Source organism: Streptomyces sp. NPDC048018, assembly GCF_043202995.1.
Lineage (GTDB): Bacteria > Actinomycetota > Actinomycetes > Streptomycetales > Streptomycetaceae > Streptomyces.
In genome coordinates, this window is the sequence record NZ_JBIDBK010000005.1 from 122,172 (window position 1) to 136,560 (window position 14,389).

A 14,389-nucleotide genomic window follows, 5' to 3' on the forward strand; every position below is an offset into this window, starting at 1 on the left:
CGCCCGAACAAAGAAACGGGGAGGGCGGGGGCCACGGCCCCCGCCCTCCCCGCGGTGTCAGGAGTGTCACTCCGGAAGGTCACTCGGGCTTCGCGGCCGCCGTCTTCTTGGCCGCCGAGGCCGTCGTCTTCTTGGCCGTCGTGGTCTTCTTCGCCGCCGTCTTCTTGGCGGCGGTCTTCTTCGCCGGGGTGGCCTTCTTGGCGGCGGTCTTCTTCGCCGGCGCCTTCTTCGCGGTCTTCTTCGCGGGGCCCTTGGCCCGCTTCTCGGCGAGCAGTTCGTAGCCGCGCTCGGGCGTGATCGTCTCCACGCTGTCGCCGGTGCGCAGGGTGGCGTTGGTCTCGCCGTCCGTCACGTACGGGCCGAAGCGCCCGTCCTTGACGACCACGGGCTTCTCGCTGACGGGGTCGGTGCCGAGCTCCTTGAGCGGGGGCTTGGCGGCGGCCCGGCCGCGCTGCTTGGGCTGGGCGTAGATCGCCAGCGCCTCATCCAGCGTGATCGTGAACAGCTGCTCCTCCTCGGTGAGGGAGCGCGAGTCCGTGCCCTTCTTCAGGTACGGACCGTAGCGGCCGTTCTGCGCGGTGATCTCGACGCCCTCGGCGTCGGTGCCGACGACCCGCGGCAGCGACATCAGCTTGAGCGCTTCCTCCAGGGTCACGGTGTCCAGGGACATCGACTTGAAGAGGGAGGCGGTGCGCGGCTTGACCGCGTTCTTGCCGGTCTTCGGGGTGTCCTCGGGCAGGATCTCCGTCACGTACGGGCCGTAGCGGCCGGCCTTGGCGACGATCTCGTTGCCGCTGACCGGGTCGGTGCCCAGCTCGAAGTCGCCGCTCGGCTTGGCGAGCAGTTCCTCGGCGTGCTCGACGGTGAGCTCGTCGGGCGCGAGGTCCTCGGGGACGTCGGCGCGCTGGTGGCCTTCCTGGTCCTTCTCGCCGCGCTCGACGTACGGGCCGTAGCGGCCGACGCGCAGCACGATGCCGTTGCCGACGGGGAAGGAGGAGATCTCCCGGGCGTCGATGGCGCCGAGGTCGGTGACCAGCTCCTTCAGGCCGCCGAGGTGGTCGCCGTCGCCGTTGCCGGCGTCCGCCGCGCCGCCCTCGCCGGAGCCGCCGCCCTCGCCGAAGTAGAAGCGCTTCAGCCACGGCACGGCCTGGGCCTCGCCGCGCGCGATGCGGTCGAGGTCGTCCTCCATCCGGGCGGTGAAGTCGTAGTCGACCAGCCGGCCGAAGTGCTTCTCCAGCAGGTTGACGACGGCGAAGGAGAGGAACGACGGCACGAGTGCCGTCCCCTTCTTGAAGACGTAGCCGCGGTCGAGGATGGTGCCGATGATCGAGGCGTAGGTCGACGGGCGGCCGATCTCGCGCTCTTCCAGCTCCTTGACCAGGCTGGCCTCGGTGTAGCGGGCCGGCGGCTTGGTCGCGTGGCCGTCCGCGGTGATGTCCTCGGCGGCGAGCGCGTCTCCCTCGGCGACCTGCGGCAGGCGCCGCTCGCGGTCGTCGAGCTCCGCGTTCGGGTCGTCGGCCCCCTCCACGTAGGCCTTCATGAAGCCGTGGAAGGTGATCGTCTTGCCGGAGGCCGAGAACTCGACGTCCCGGCCGTCGGCGGCGGCACCGGCGATCTTGACGGTGACCGAGTTGCCGGTCGCGTCCTTCATCTGGGAGGCGACGGTGCGCTTCCAGATCAGCTCGTAGAGCCTGAACTGGTCTCCGGTCAGGCCGGTCTCCGCCGGGGTGCGGAAACGATCACCCGAAGGGCGAATCGCCTCGTGCGCCTCCTGGGCGTTCTTGACCTTGCCGGCGTAGACGCGCGGCTTCTCCGGCAGGTACTCGGCGCCGTACAGCTGCGTGACCTGCGCGCGGGCCGCCGAGACGGCGGTGTCGGACAGGACGGTGGAGTCCGTACGCATGTAGGTGATGAAGCCGTTCTCGTACAGCTTCTGCGCCACCTGCATCGTCGCCTTCGCACCGAAGCCGAGCTTCCGGCTGGCCTCCTGCTGGAGGGTCGTGGTGCGGAAGGGGGCGTACGGGGAGCGGCGGTACGGCTTCGACTCGACCGAGCGGACGGCGAAGCGGGTGTCGGAGAGGGAGGCGGCGAGCGCGCGGGCCTTCTCCTCGTCGAGGTGGAGCACGTTCGCGGTCTTCAGCTGCCCGTCGGCACCGAAGTCACGACCCTGGGCGACCCGCTTGCCCTCGACCGTCGCGAGCCGCGCGACCAGCGAGGACGGGTCGGAGGGGTCGCCGGCGCGGCCGGTGGAGAAGGTGCCGGTGAGGTCCCAGTACTCGGCGGAGCGGAAGGCGATGCGCTCGCGCTCGCGCTCGACGACGAGGCGGGTGGCGACGGACTGCACACGGCCGGCGGACAGGCCGCGCATGACCTTCTTCCACAGGACCGGCGAGACCTCGTAGCCGTAGAGGCGGTCGAGGATACGGCGGGTCTCCTGGGCGTCGACCATCCGCTTGTTCAGCTCGCGCGGATTGCGGACGGCCTGCTGGATCGCGTCCTTGGTGATCTCGTGGAAGACCATCCGGTGGACCGGGACCTTGGGCTTCAGGACCTCCTGGAGGTGCCACGCGATGGCCTCGCCCTCGCGGTCCTCATCGGTGGCGAGGAAGAGCTCGTCCGACTCGGCGAGCAGGTCCTTCAGCTTCTTGACCTGGGCCTTCTTGTCGGAGTTGACGACATAGATGGGCTGGAAGTCGTGTTCGACGTCCACACCGAGCCGGCGCACCTCGCCCGTGTACTTCTCGGGCACCTCGGCGGCGCCGCTGGGGAGGTCGCGGATGTGCCCGACGCTCGCCTCGACGACGTAGCCGGGGCCGAGGTACCCCTTGATCGTCTTCGCCTTGGCAGGCGACTCGACGATGACGAGTCGGCGGCCGCCCTGTGCGGTCTCGCTGGTCGGGGACAACTTCGCTCTTCTCTCCGGTCGACGCTCTCTGGCACGTACTGCGTACGCACGGCGCTGGCACGCACGGCAGCGGCACACACGATGTGACACTGCCGCCGCTGCGGAGTGTGACGGTACAACCCGCCCCCGTGTCAAACAGGGAAAGCCCGCAACGGCCACTCGAACGGTAACCCGACTCCTGCCCTTCCTGCCGCCCGGACTCCCGGACGGGCGGGCCGTCCATCCGGCCGGGCTCTTCGTCACAGGCGCCCGAAGCACCAGATCCCGAGCAGGAGGAAGGCGGCGCCGAAGACGGTGGTGAGGACCGCGGCGGCGCGCGGCGCGACCCCGAGCGCGACGGGCTCCCCCTGCCGGACACGGACGCCCGTCCAGAGCAGCAGCGCGGCTCCGAACAGCGCGAACGCCGCTCCCGCGAAGATCGCCGGCCCGCTCTCCATACCCCTACCCCGTTCCCTCGCCCGTGGCTCTTCCACCCCGGGAGCCGAGGCTGGCACCTCCCGGCGTCAGGGGGGCGAATTCGCGGTGAACGGCACGGACGGTCCCGAACGGTTTCACGAGGATGGCCGGTACTCCCCCCTCCTCCTCCCCTCCTTCGTCACGTCCCCGAGTCGTCTCTCTCACATCGCGTCGCTCGCATCGGAGCTCTCCCCTCGCGTCGCTCGCATCGGAGCTCTCACCTCGCGTCGCTCGCATCGGATCTCCCCCATCGGATCGCGCGCCGAACGCCGGGCCGACCGCGGCGACCGCGACCGACACGTGAGCGAGCCCGGGCAGGGCACCCGCCGGTACGGGCAGGCCGAGCACGGTCGCGGCCGCCGCGAGCACGCAGGTCCTGAGCGGCAGCCCGTCGAGGGGGCCTGAGCGGCAGCCCGTCGAGGGGGCCTGAGCAGCAGCCCGTCGAGGGCATACGGCAGAGCGCGACCCGCTCCCAGCGGGCCCCGGTGCCGGGGCCGAGCTCAGCACGGCCCGAGGGTGCCGTACCGGCGCTCATCGGCGACGGCCCTCGTGCCGCCGTACACGCGGAAGGCGGAAGCTGCGGGCACGGCGTCGCCGACAAGAGGGAAACGGGTGTCGGCGGCGCGGAGTTCCCGCCCGGGGCAGACGAGGAGGGCAACCTGAAACAGCGGCCCCACCAGCAGAGTTCCGAGGGCCGGCTGCGGCGTCGTCCAGCTGCACCGGACCCGTACGCGAGGGCGCCGCCGACGGGCAGAAGCCGCGCGGAGCCGTGGAAGCGGAACACCCCCTGACACCTTCGGACGACCCGCTCTCGAACGAGAGGTCGGACGAGAACTCAGGGCGAGGGGCAGGCGACGGGCCGGGGTGAGGGAACGGAGCAGCGGGGCGAGGACCGGACCGAGAAAGCGACGCCCTCGGTGGCGAAGGTCCGGGCGCGGAGCAGGACTTCGCCCCCTCGGCGAGCCGCCTCTCGACGAGCCGCCTCTCGACGAGCCGTTCGCCTCACCGGCCGGTACGGCGCCTCGGCCTCCGCCGCTCAGCTGGCGGCGCATGCGTCGGCGAGCGCGCGGGCACCTGCGGGTCCGTCACGTACGGCCGCAGGAACGGCTCGTGGCGTCCGGCGACGGGCTCGGCGTGGTCCGCGACGCGAGCGGTCTCGCCGAGCCCGGTCCGTATCAGGCGGCGCCCCCGGCCCCGTCCCCGGCGGGCAGCAGGAAGCCCTCCTCCACGAGGAGCCGGATGGCCTGCGGGGTGCGGTCCCGCAGCATGACCGGGTCCTCGCCGGTGAGCTGTCCGATGGCGTCGAGGATGCGCCCGGCGCTCAGCGTGCCGTCGCACACGCCGGCGAACCCGGCGGCGACGTGGTCGACGCGGGTGGCGCGCCGCATGCCCCGGTTCTGCCGCAGCAGCACGTGCTCGGGGTCCTCGGCGCCGGGCAGGCCGACCTGCTCCTGCACGACCTCGGGGGCGAGGACGAAGTGGTCGGCGAGCAGGGCCGCGTCGTCGTGGTCGCGCAGATAGTCCTGGCGCTCGAAGTGGGCCCGGACGGTGTCGCCGAGCGGCTGCTCGACGGGGTGCGGCCACTCCTCGACGACGATCGACGGCTCGACCGCGCCGGAGGCGACGGCCGGGTTCCTGCGGAGGGTGATCCAGCCGAAGCCGATCGCCTTGGTCCTGCGGGCCTCGAACTCGTCGAGCCAGCGCCCGTACGCCAGTCGGTACTCGTCCGGGTCGCCGCGGTGCTCACCGCTGTCCCGCAGCCACAGTTCGGTGTACTGCGTGATGTCCTGGACCTCGCGCTGCACGATCCAGGCGTCGCAGCCGCGTGGCACCCAGGAGCGCAGCCGGTCCTGCCACTCCTCGCCGTCGACGTGCTGCCAGTTGGCGAGGAACTGGGCGTAGCCGCCGTCGTTGAGACGCTCTCCGGCCTGCTGCACGAGGGTGCGGCACAGGTCGTCGCCGCCCATCCCGCCGTCCCGGTAGGTGAGTCCGGCGCCCGGGGAGATCACGAAGGGCGGGTTGGAGACGATCAGGTCGTACGTGTCGCCGTCGACCGGCTCGAAGAGCGAGCCCGCCAGCAGCTCGGCGCCGCGGGCCCCGGAGAGGGCGAGCGTGAGCCGGGTGAAGTCGAGCGCGCGCGCGTTGAGATCGGTGGCGGTGACCAGGGTGGCGTGCTGAGCGGCGTGCAGGGCCTGGATGCCGGATCCGGTGCCGAGATCCAGCGCGGTGGCGACGGGCTCGCGGACGGTGATGCCGGCGAGGGTGGTGGAGGCTCCGCCGACGCCGAGGACGACCCCTTCGTCCTTCTTGCCGATGCCGCCGGCGCCGCCGACGGCGCAGCCGAGGTCGGAGACGATGTACCAGTCCTCGCCGTCCGGTCCCCCGTAGGGGCGCACGTCGACCGCCGCGTACACGGTGTCGTCCGCACGGACCAGCCAGCCGTCGGCGAGGGCCTCCTCCAGGGGCAGCGCGGCGGCGGCCCGCTCGTGCTCGACGGTCTGCTGCAGCAGGAAGAGGCGGACGAGGGTCTCCAGCGGAGAGTCCCCTCGGGTGGCCCGGAGGGCGGGCACGGTCTCACTGCGCGCGAGAGCCGCGTAGGCCTGGGCGCCGAGCAGGTCGAGCAGACCGTCGGCGGTGAAGTCGGCGGCGAGCAGGGCCTCGCGCAGTCGGGCGGCGTGCGTGGGCACCGGAAGGCTGGGGGTCGTGCTGGTCGTACTCACGTGCCCCATTGTGACGGCCGCCACCGACAACCGTCGCCACCGACATCGGACGGCCGGAGGACGACATCACGGAGGCGCGCGACGGCGACGCGGTCAGCGGCACACCGGGGGCGCTCAGCGGCGCCAGAGCCCAACAGCTCGGCGCCGAGGCGGCGCGCCGCCTCGGGCGGCAGACGACGCGGTGGGCGGCGACACGGTTGGAGGGGCGACGCGGGGACAGGCGACGCGATGGGCGGCGACGCGATGGGCGGGGGCGGACGGCCGGCCGGCGTGCTCGCCAGGCCGGCCGTCCGCCGCGTTCCCTGCCGTGCGCCTGTGTGGTGCGCCCCTCCGTGCCGAGTGGCGTGCTCCGTCCCGGAGGTCCTACTCGCTCTTGGCGGAGGCGGTGGCCTTGGCGGACGGGGTGGTGGCGGGGGTGGTGGCCGGGGCGCCGGCCTTCGGGGAGGCGCTCGCCGGGGCCGAGGCCTTCGGGGTCTGGCAGCCCGGCTGCTTGGCCATGGCCTGACCGAGCTCGCCGGCCTGGAGCTTGGCGACGGCGTCCTGGTCCATGGTCTGGATCTTCGTCAGGCTGTCGGAGACGACCTTGAGACCGTCGGCGAACTTCTGCTGGTTCGTCGCGTCGAGCGCGTCGACCTGCTTCTTCAGTCCGTCGTACGCCACGGCCGTGGCGTTGAGCTCCTTGATCGCGTCCTGCTGGATCTTCTCGCCGTTGTCGACGGGGGGCGCCCCGGCGGCCTCGACGGCCTTGGCGAGGGCGCGGTCGGCCGCGGCGATGTCCTGGAAGGCCTTCGAGTCGGCCGCCTTGATCGTGGCGGGCTTGCTGTCGGCCGCCGTGGAGATGATCAGCTGGTTCGCGTTCGCCCGCTTCTGGATCTGGGGCTGCGCCTGGTCGCAGAAGGTCTTGGCCCAGTCGTTGACCTTGTCGCCCTCGTCGTCGCTGCAACCGGACAGCACGAGCATCAGTACCGCGCCGCCGGACAGTGCGGCCGCAAGCTTCTTGTTCACCGGATCGGTCCCTTCCAAGGCTCTCGGCCCCGGAACATACACGCCGTGCGGGTGACATCCACCGATCATGCGACCGATTCATCCGATATTGCAGCCTTTTGAACCATGCAGACAGGGGCGGACGTCACGTCAGAACGCGACATCCACCCCTGCTTTGACAGTGACTCATCAAGCGCTGTCCGGCCCGCTCTTACGGAGACACCGCGGCGTCCTTCGAGGAACCGTCCCGGTCCGGCGAGTCCTCCCCCATGACCACCGAACGCCGCTTGGAGACGCGGACGGCCCCGACGATGACGGCGACCGCCACGACCGCGACCAGGGTCCGCAGCCAGACGCTGGCGTCGTCCCCGTAACTGAACTGCACGACCGCCGGCGCGATCAGCAGTGCGACCAGGTTCATCACCTTCAGGAGCGGGTTGATCGCCGGACCGGCGGTGTCCTTGAAGGGGTCGCCGACCGTGTCGCCGATGACGGTCGCCTCGTGGGCGTCGCTGCCCTTGCCGCCGTGGTGTCCGTCCTCGACCAGCTTCTTGGCGTTGTCCCAGGCGCCGCCGGAGTTGGCCAGGAAGACGGCCATCAGCGCACCGGTCGCGATCGCCCCGGCGAGGTACGAGCCGAGCGGGCCGACGCCGAGGCTGAAGCCGACCGCGATCGGCGCCAGCACCGCGAGCAGCCCGGGCGTGGCGAGCTCGCGCAGGGCGTCCTTGGTGCAGATGTCGACGACCCTCCCGTACTCGGGGGTCTCGCTGTAGTCCATGATCCCCGGGTGCTCGCGGAACTGTCGCCGCACCTCGTGGACCACCGCCCCGGCCGACCGCGACACCGCGTTGATGGCGAGCCCGGAGAAGAGGAAGACGACCGCGGCGCCGAGCACCATCCCGAAGAGGTTGTTGGGCCGCGAGATGTCCATGGACAGGTTCATCTCGCTCGCCTTCGCCCCGACGTCGGCGACCGAGGTCGCGATGGCGTCCCGGTAGGAGCCGAAGAGCGCGGCGGCGGCCAGGACGGCCGTCGCGATCGCGATGCCCTTGGTGATCGCCTTGGTGGTGTTGCCGACGGCGTCGAGGTCGGTCAGGACCTGCGCGCCGGCACCCCGGACGTCGCCGGACATCTCCGCGATGCCCTGGGCGTTGTCGGAGACGGGGCCGAAGGTGTCCATGGCGACGATCACACCGACCGTGGTGAGGAGCCCGGTCCCCGCGAGCGCGATCGCGAACAGCGCCAGCACGATGGAGGCACCGCCCAGCAGGAAGGCCCCGTAGACGGCGAGGCCGATCAGCAGCGCGGTGTAGACGGCCGACTCCAGGCCGATCGAGATGCCGGCGAGGACGACGGTGGCGGGGCCGGTCAGCGAGGACTTGCCGATGTCCCGCACCGGGCGCCGGTCGGTCTCGGTGAAGTAGCCGGTGAGCTGCTGGATGAGGGCGGCGAGCACGATGCCGATGGCGACCGCGACCAGGGCGAGGACCCGCGGATCGCCTCCGTGGGTGGGGATACCGGGGTCGGTGACGCCCTCGAGGTCGGCGTAGGAGGACGGTAGGTAGGCGAAGACGGCCACGGCGACGAGCGCGAGCGAGATCAGCGCCGAGACGAAGAAGCCACGGTTGATCGCGGTCATCCCGCTGCGGTCGGCGCGCCGCGGAGTCACCGCGAAGATGCCGATCATCGCGGTGACCACGCCGATCGCCGGCACGATCAGGGGGAAGGCGAGGCCGTCGTCGCCGAAGGCGGCCTTACCGAGGATGAGGGCGGCCACCAGGGTCACCGCGTACGACTCGAAGAGGTCGGCGGCCATGCCCGCGCAGTCACCGACGTTGTCGCCCACGTTGTCCGCGATGGTGGCGGCGTTGCGCGGGTCGTCCTCGGGGATGCCCTGCTCGACCTTGCCGACCAGGTCGGCGCCGACGTCGGCGGCCTTGGTGAAGATGCCTCCGCCGACCCGCATGAACATCGCGATGAGCGCGGCACCGAGACCGAAGCCCTCCAGGACCTTCGGCGCGTCGGCGGCGTAGACGAGCACGACGCAGGACGCGCCGAGCAGACCGAGCCCCACCGTGATCATGCCGACCACTCCGCCGGTACGGAACGCGATCTTCATGGCCCGGTGGGCGACCGCGGTCAGGTCCTTCTCCGGCTCCCCCTCGGCCGGGGTGGCCTCCCGCGCGGCCGCCGCGACCCGGACGTTCGCCCGGACCGCCAGCCGCATTCCGATGTAGCCGGTGACCGCCGAGAAAAGCGCGCCCACCAGGAAGAACAGGGAGCGTCCGGCCCGTTGCGACCAGTCGTCGGCCGGCAGCAGGAAAAGCAGGAAGAACACGACGACGGCGAAGACGGCGACCGTGCGCAACTGCCGCGCGAGATAGGCGTTCGCACCCTCCTGGACGGCGGCCGCGATCTTCTTCATGGTTTCCGTGCCCTCGCCGGCCGCGAGGACCTGCCGTACGAGGAGCTGGGCCACGACCAGCGCCGCGAGCGCGACGGCTGCGACGACGACCACGATCACGCGGTTCTGCTCGGTGAGCACCGCGGCTGCAAGACCCGCCATTCCGTCCTCCTTGACGTCGCGAGGTCAAGACAAGCCGGATTGTAAGGAGGGAAACCTGATCAAAGCAGGGCGCCGCTATGAGAATTCCCGAATACCTCATAAGTACCGCCGAATGCGGTAATGGGACGAAAGCATTCGCCGCCGGACGGCGGCTCCTTCACGGCCTCGGGGAAACGAGTAGAGGCCCTGCCATGCAGGGCCTCTACTCAAACTCTCGGGCGACTGGGCCGTCCGGGTGACGGCCGGCGCGGCCGCTGGCGCTCAGGCACCGGACGCCCGGACGATCGAACATCCGGCGTTCAGGCGAACGCAGCGTCCGGCACTCAGCGGCGTTCCGACGCTCAGGCGAGCACGGCGTCCGGGTTGGCGGGCCAGCTCATCCGGATGGTGCCGCCCTCCTCGCCGGCGCTCACCTCGAAGTCGTCGACAAGGCCACGGATCACCGCGAGCCCCATCTCGTCCTCGCCGTCCGCGTCGTCGTAGTCCTCGGCCGGCGCCGTGTCCCTCGCTCCGGGCACGCCGGCGGCGTCCGCTGCCGCCACGCCCGCTCCGGGGACCTCGTCGCCGACCTCGATGGAGAAGGTCTTCTCCTCCTCGGTCAGCACGACCCGGACCGGGGTCGTGACCCCGTTGCTCCGGTGCAGACCGACCGCGCGGGAACAGGCCTCGCCGACGGCGAGGCGGACCTCGTCGAGGACCGCCTCGTCGACCCCGGCCCGGCGGGCGACCGCGGCGGCCACGAGGCGGGCCGTGCGGACGTGCTCGGGCTGGGCGCTGAAGAGGAGTTCAACGGTGGCCATGCGATCCCCCTGGGATGTTCGGCGACGGTTGCGCTTGACCTCAGTCGGCCGCGTTGATGGCCTCGTCGACCGACGTGTGGATCGGGAACACCTTGGTGAGGCCGGTGATCCGGAAAATCTTGAGAATGCGCTCCTGGTTGCAGACCAGGCGCAGCGATCCCTCGTGCGCGCGCACGCGCTTCAGTCCGCCCACAAGCACGCCGAGGCCGGTCGAGTCGAGGAAGTCCACGCCTTCCATGTCGACAACCAGGTGGTAGCTGCCGTCGTTCACCAACTCGACCAACTGCTCGCGCAGCTTGGGCGCGGTATACACATCAATCTCGCCACCGACCTCGACGACCGTACGGTCGCCGTTCGGGCCGGGCACAGTGCGAGTCGACAGAGACAGGTCCACGGGTCCTCCAGCACCTAGCTATCGAGCGGCCGTCCCTCGGGACCCCCGTGCGGAGCCACGGGACGGATCGCCGGCCGCGATGGCATTCAATCACTTACCTGCAGCCATGCACGACGCCTTGGGAGCATTGTCCGTCATGCCGGTGACACACTCGGTGCCGATGGCCGAGAATCACCGCCCCAGTCGACCCGCCGCAGAGCAGGGCAGCCGCCCCTCTCCCGACCAGGTCCTCGACCGACTCTCCAGAGGCGAGAGCCGGGCCGCGCGCATCACTCATACGGAGCATCTGCCCGCCCGTGCGGGCAGGCATGCCGTCTGGCCGCACCGCATCCGCGCGGAGGTGATCTCCGCCATCCAGCAGGCCGGGATCGAGCACCCCTGGGCCCACCAGGCGGAAGCCGCCGAGCACGCGCTGGACGGCACCTCCGTGGTGATCTCCACAGGAACCGCCTCGGGCAAGTCGCTCGCCTATCTCACCCCCGTCCTCTCCACGCTCCTGGACGGCGCGGAGGCCGCCAACGGGCGCGGCGCCACCGCCCTGTACCTGGCCCCCACCAAGGCGCTCGCCGCCGACCAGCGGCGCGCCGTGCGCGAGCTGTCCGCCCCACTCGGCAACCGGATCCGGCCCGCCGTCTACGACGGCGACACCCCGGTCGAGGAGCGCGAGTGGGTCCGCCAGTACGCGAACTACGTGCTCACCAATCCCGACATGCTCCACCGGGGCATACTCCCGTCCCACCCCCGCTGGTCCTCCTTCCTGCGCTCGCTGCGCTACGTCGTCGTCGACGAGTGCCACACCTACCGTGGCGTCTTCGGCTCGCACGTCGCCCAGGTGCTCCGCCGGCTGCGCCGCGTCTGCGCCCGGTACGGCTCCGAGCCCGTCTTCCTCCTCGCCTCGGCCACGTCGGCCGAGCCCGCCCTGGCCGCCGGGCGCCTGACCGGCCTGCCGGTCACGGAGGTCTCCGACGACGCCTCCCCGCGCGGCGAGCTGGTCTTCGCCCTGTGGGAGCCGCCGCTGACCGAGCTCCACGGCGAGCAGGGCGCCCCGGTCCGCCGCACCGCCACCGCCGAGACCGCCGACCTGCTGACCGACCTGACGGTGCAGGGCGTCCGCTCGGTCGCCTTCGTGCGCTCCCGGCGCGGCGCCGAGCTGATCTCGGTGATCGCGCAGGAACGCCTCGCCGAGGTCGACCGCTCGCTCGCCCGGCGGGTCGCCGCCTACCGGGGCGGCTACCTGCCCGAGGAGCGGCGCGCCCTGGAGCGGGCCCTGCACTCCGGCGAGCTCCTCGGTCTGGCCGCGACGACCGCCCTGGAGCTGGGCGTGGACGTCTCGGGCCTGGACGCCGTGGTGATCGCCGGCTATCCGGGCACCCGCGCCTCCCTGTGGCAGCAGGCGGGCCGCGCCGGGCGCTCGGGCGAGGGCGCGCTCGCGGTCCTGGTCGCCCGCGACGACCCCCTGGACACGTTCCTGGTCCACCACCCGGAGGCGATCTTCCGGCAACCGGTCGAGTCGACCGTCCTCGACCCCGACAATCCCTACGTCCTCGCTCCCCATCTGTGCGCGGCGGCATCGGAGCTGCCGCTGACCGAGGCGGACCTGGCGCTCTTCGGCCCGGCCGTGACCGAACTGCTGCCCCAGCTGGAATCCGCCGGGCTGCTGCGCCGCCGCAGCACCGGCTGGTACTGGACCCGCCGGGAGCGGGCCGCCGACCTCACCGACATCCGGGGCGGCGGCGGCAGCCCCGTCCGGATCGTCGAGGCCGGCACCGGCCGGCTGCTCGGCACGGTCGACGAGGCCGCCTCGCACACCGCCGTCCACGAGGGCGCCGTCCACCTGCACCAGGGCCGCACCTATCTGGTCCGCGAGCTGGACCTGAAGGACTCCGTGGCCCTCGTCGAGCAGGCGAACCCGCCCTACTCGACCACCGCCCGCGACACCACCTCCATCTCCGTCCTGTCCCTCGACACCGAGATCCCCTGGGGAGCCGGCCGCCTCTGCTACGGCTCCGTCGAGGTCACCAACCAGGTCGTCTCCTTCCTCCGCCGCCGTCTGATCACCGGCGAGGTGCTCGGCGAGACCAAGCTCGACCTGCCGCCCCGCACCCTGCGCACCCGGGCCGTGTGGTGGACGGTCACCGAGGACCAGCTGGACGCCGCCCGGATCAACCCGGAGATCCTCGGCGGCGCCCTGCACGCCGCCGAGCACGCCTCGATCGGCATGCTGCCGCTGTTCGCCACCTGCGACCGCTGGGACATCGGCGGCGTCTCCGTCCCGCTCCACCCGGACACGCTGCTGCCGACCGTGTTCGTCTACGACGGGCACCCCGGCGGAGCCGGCTTCGCCGAGCGCGCCTTCCACACCGCCCGCTCGTGGCTGACCGCCACCCGCGAGGCCATCGCCTCCTGCGAGTGCGACTCCGGCTGTCCCTCCTGCATCCAGTCCCCCAAGTGCGGCAACGGCAACGACCCGCTCCACAAGCGCGGCGCCGTCCGGCTGCTCACCGAACTCCTCCGTAAGGCTCCGGACGAGGGGCCCGGGGGCGCGGAGTCCCGGGACCAGACGGCTCCGCACCGGGGGGAGCCGGATCCCCGGGCGGGCCTTCCGGACCCGGCGGCGGCCCCGGAAGGCCCCGAGAGCCCGCAGACGCCCCGGGGTCCGGAGGGCCCGCTCTCGATCTGACCTCGGTCGTCCACGGCCCGAGGGCGACTCGCGCGGTGACGTCCGCGACGTCCTCGCGGACCCGGCAGCGCGTCAGGGCGGCACCCTGGGCCCCGGCCACCCGGGTGGCCGCGGCGCAGGCGTCCGGCTCGCCCCACAGGGCCCTGTCCGCGGCAGCGAGCGCGGCCAGGTCGGCCGCGCCGCCCGCGCGGTGCCGGGCGGTGACCGCCTGGCCGAGCGCGAGGACGGCGCCGAACAACGCACACAGGGCGCACGCAGCGAAGGCGGTCCACACCGTCGCCGCTCCCCGGTCGGTCCTGCCCCGTCTCATGCCGCCTCCCCCACCGTCTCCTCGGCCAGCGCCGCCGCCCCGGCCCTGAGCGTCAGCCCCAGGCCGCCGGGGCCGGGTGCCGTCGCCTCCACCGTCACCCGCCACAGCTCGCCCTCCCGTACGACGCCGACCCGGGCGCCCTCGGGCGCCGCGGCCCTGGCGGCGGCCTCCGCGGCCGCGACGGGCTCGGAGCGGGCCACCGCCCGCGCCCCCGCCCTGGCCGCGTCCACGCACTGGATCTGTGCCGCGGCCGCGGCCAGCGCCCACAACAGGGCTGCCGTGAACAGCACCAGGGCCGGCAGGGCGACCGCCGCCTCCGCGGTCACCGCTCCCCGGTCAGAACGGCGCATCGAGGGCCTTGCCGATCACCGACTCCAGCGCCTTCGAGACCGCGCCGCTGGTGAGGACCTTGTAGAGGACGGCCGCGAAGGCCGCCGCCGCGATGGTGCCCATCGCGTACTCCGTCGTGCTCATTCCCGTGTCCCGCCGGGCCGCCGCCGTCCGGGCCGCCCACCATGCGCGCGTGCGCCTCATGACCTTCATGTCCGAATCTCCTCGTGTCGTTCGTGTCGTT

10 protein-coding genes and 1 pseudogene are annotated in these 14,389 nt (G+C 72.2%); 1 reads left to right on the plus strand and 10 read right to left on the minus strand.

Features of this window, described 5'->3' with window-relative positions; genetic code table 11:
- Positions 1-79: 79 nt before the first annotated feature.
- The 7 genes from topA to ACGF1Z_RS20490 all read right to left on the minus strand — a co-directional run bounded on the left by topA (position 80) and on the right by ACGF1Z_RS20490 (position 10,825).
- Complete coding sequence (gene topA / locus ACGF1Z_RS20460) at positions 80-2,905, minus strand: type I DNA topoisomerase (protein WP_393005913.1); 2,826 nt, start codon at positions 2,903-2,905, stop codon at positions 80-82.
- A gap of 239 nt (positions 2,906-3,144) precedes the next feature.
- Complete coding sequence (locus ACGF1Z_RS20465) at positions 3,145-3,342, minus strand: hypothetical protein (RefSeq protein WP_393005915.1); 198 nt, start codon at positions 3,340-3,342, stop codon at positions 3,145-3,147.
- A 1,194-nt stretch (positions 3,343-4,536) separates the two neighbouring features.
- Positions 4,537-6,090, minus strand: coding sequence for a methyltransferase (locus ACGF1Z_RS20470; protein WP_393005917.1), 1,554 nt, complete (start codon positions 6,088-6,090; stop codon positions 4,537-4,539).
- Positions 6,091-6,444: 354 nt separating this feature from the next.
- On the minus strand, positions 6,445-7,086 hold the full coding sequence (locus tag ACGF1Z_RS20475) for a small secreted protein (RefSeq protein ID WP_393005919.1): 642 nt from the start codon (positions 7,084-7,086) through the stop codon (positions 6,445-6,447).
- 190 nt (positions 7,087-7,276) lie between these two features.
- Positions 7,277-9,631 carry a sodium-translocating pyrophosphatase gene (locus tag ACGF1Z_RS20480; RefSeq protein WP_393005921.1) on the minus strand — a complete coding sequence of 785 codons (2,355 nt, stop codon included), beginning with the start codon at positions 9,629-9,631 and terminating at the stop codon, positions 7,277-7,279.
- Between the two features lie 341 nt (positions 9,632-9,972).
- On the minus strand, positions 9,973-10,431 hold the full coding sequence (locus ACGF1Z_RS20485; RefSeq protein WP_393005923.1) for an ATP-binding protein: 459 nt from the start codon (positions 10,429-10,431) through the stop codon (positions 9,973-9,975).
- Between the two features lie 40 nt (positions 10,432-10,471).
- Entirely contained in the window at positions 10,472-10,825 is a 354-nt protein-coding gene (locus ACGF1Z_RS20490) for an STAS domain-containing protein (RefSeq protein WP_345487142.1), read from the minus strand.
- Positions 10,826-10,904: 79 nt separating this feature from the next.
- Between ACGF1Z_RS20490 and ACGF1Z_RS20495 the strand changes: the two genes are divergently transcribed.
- A complete protein-coding gene (locus tag ACGF1Z_RS20495) occupies positions 10,905-13,505 on the plus strand; it encodes a DEAD/DEAH box helicase (protein ID WP_393005925.1) in 2,601 nt (866 codons plus the stop codon).
- A gap of 40 nt (positions 13,506-13,545) precedes the next feature.
- Here the strand turns inward: ACGF1Z_RS20495 and ACGF1Z_RS20500 are convergent.
- From ACGF1Z_RS20500 to ACGF1Z_RS20510, 3 genes and pseudogenes are all read right to left on the minus strand, one after another.
- Positions 13,546-13,815: pseudogene (locus ACGF1Z_RS20500) on the minus strand (Rv3654c family TadE-like protein); the annotation flags it as partial.
- Positions 13,812-14,141, minus strand: coding sequence for a TadE family type IV pilus minor pilin (locus tag ACGF1Z_RS20505; RefSeq protein ID WP_393005927.1), 330 nt, complete (start codon positions 14,139-14,141; stop codon positions 13,812-13,814). The pseudogene ACGF1Z_RS20500 and the gene ACGF1Z_RS20505, both read right to left, overlap by 4 nt.
- Before the next feature lie 10 nt (positions 14,142-14,151).
- The gene (locus tag ACGF1Z_RS20510) at positions 14,152-14,289 is read right to left on the minus strand and encodes a DUF4244 domain-containing protein (RefSeq protein WP_393005929.1); all 138 of its coding nucleotides are present in this window, start codon (positions 14,287-14,289) and stop codon (positions 14,152-14,154) included.
- Positions 14,290-14,389 lie beyond the last annotated feature (100 nt).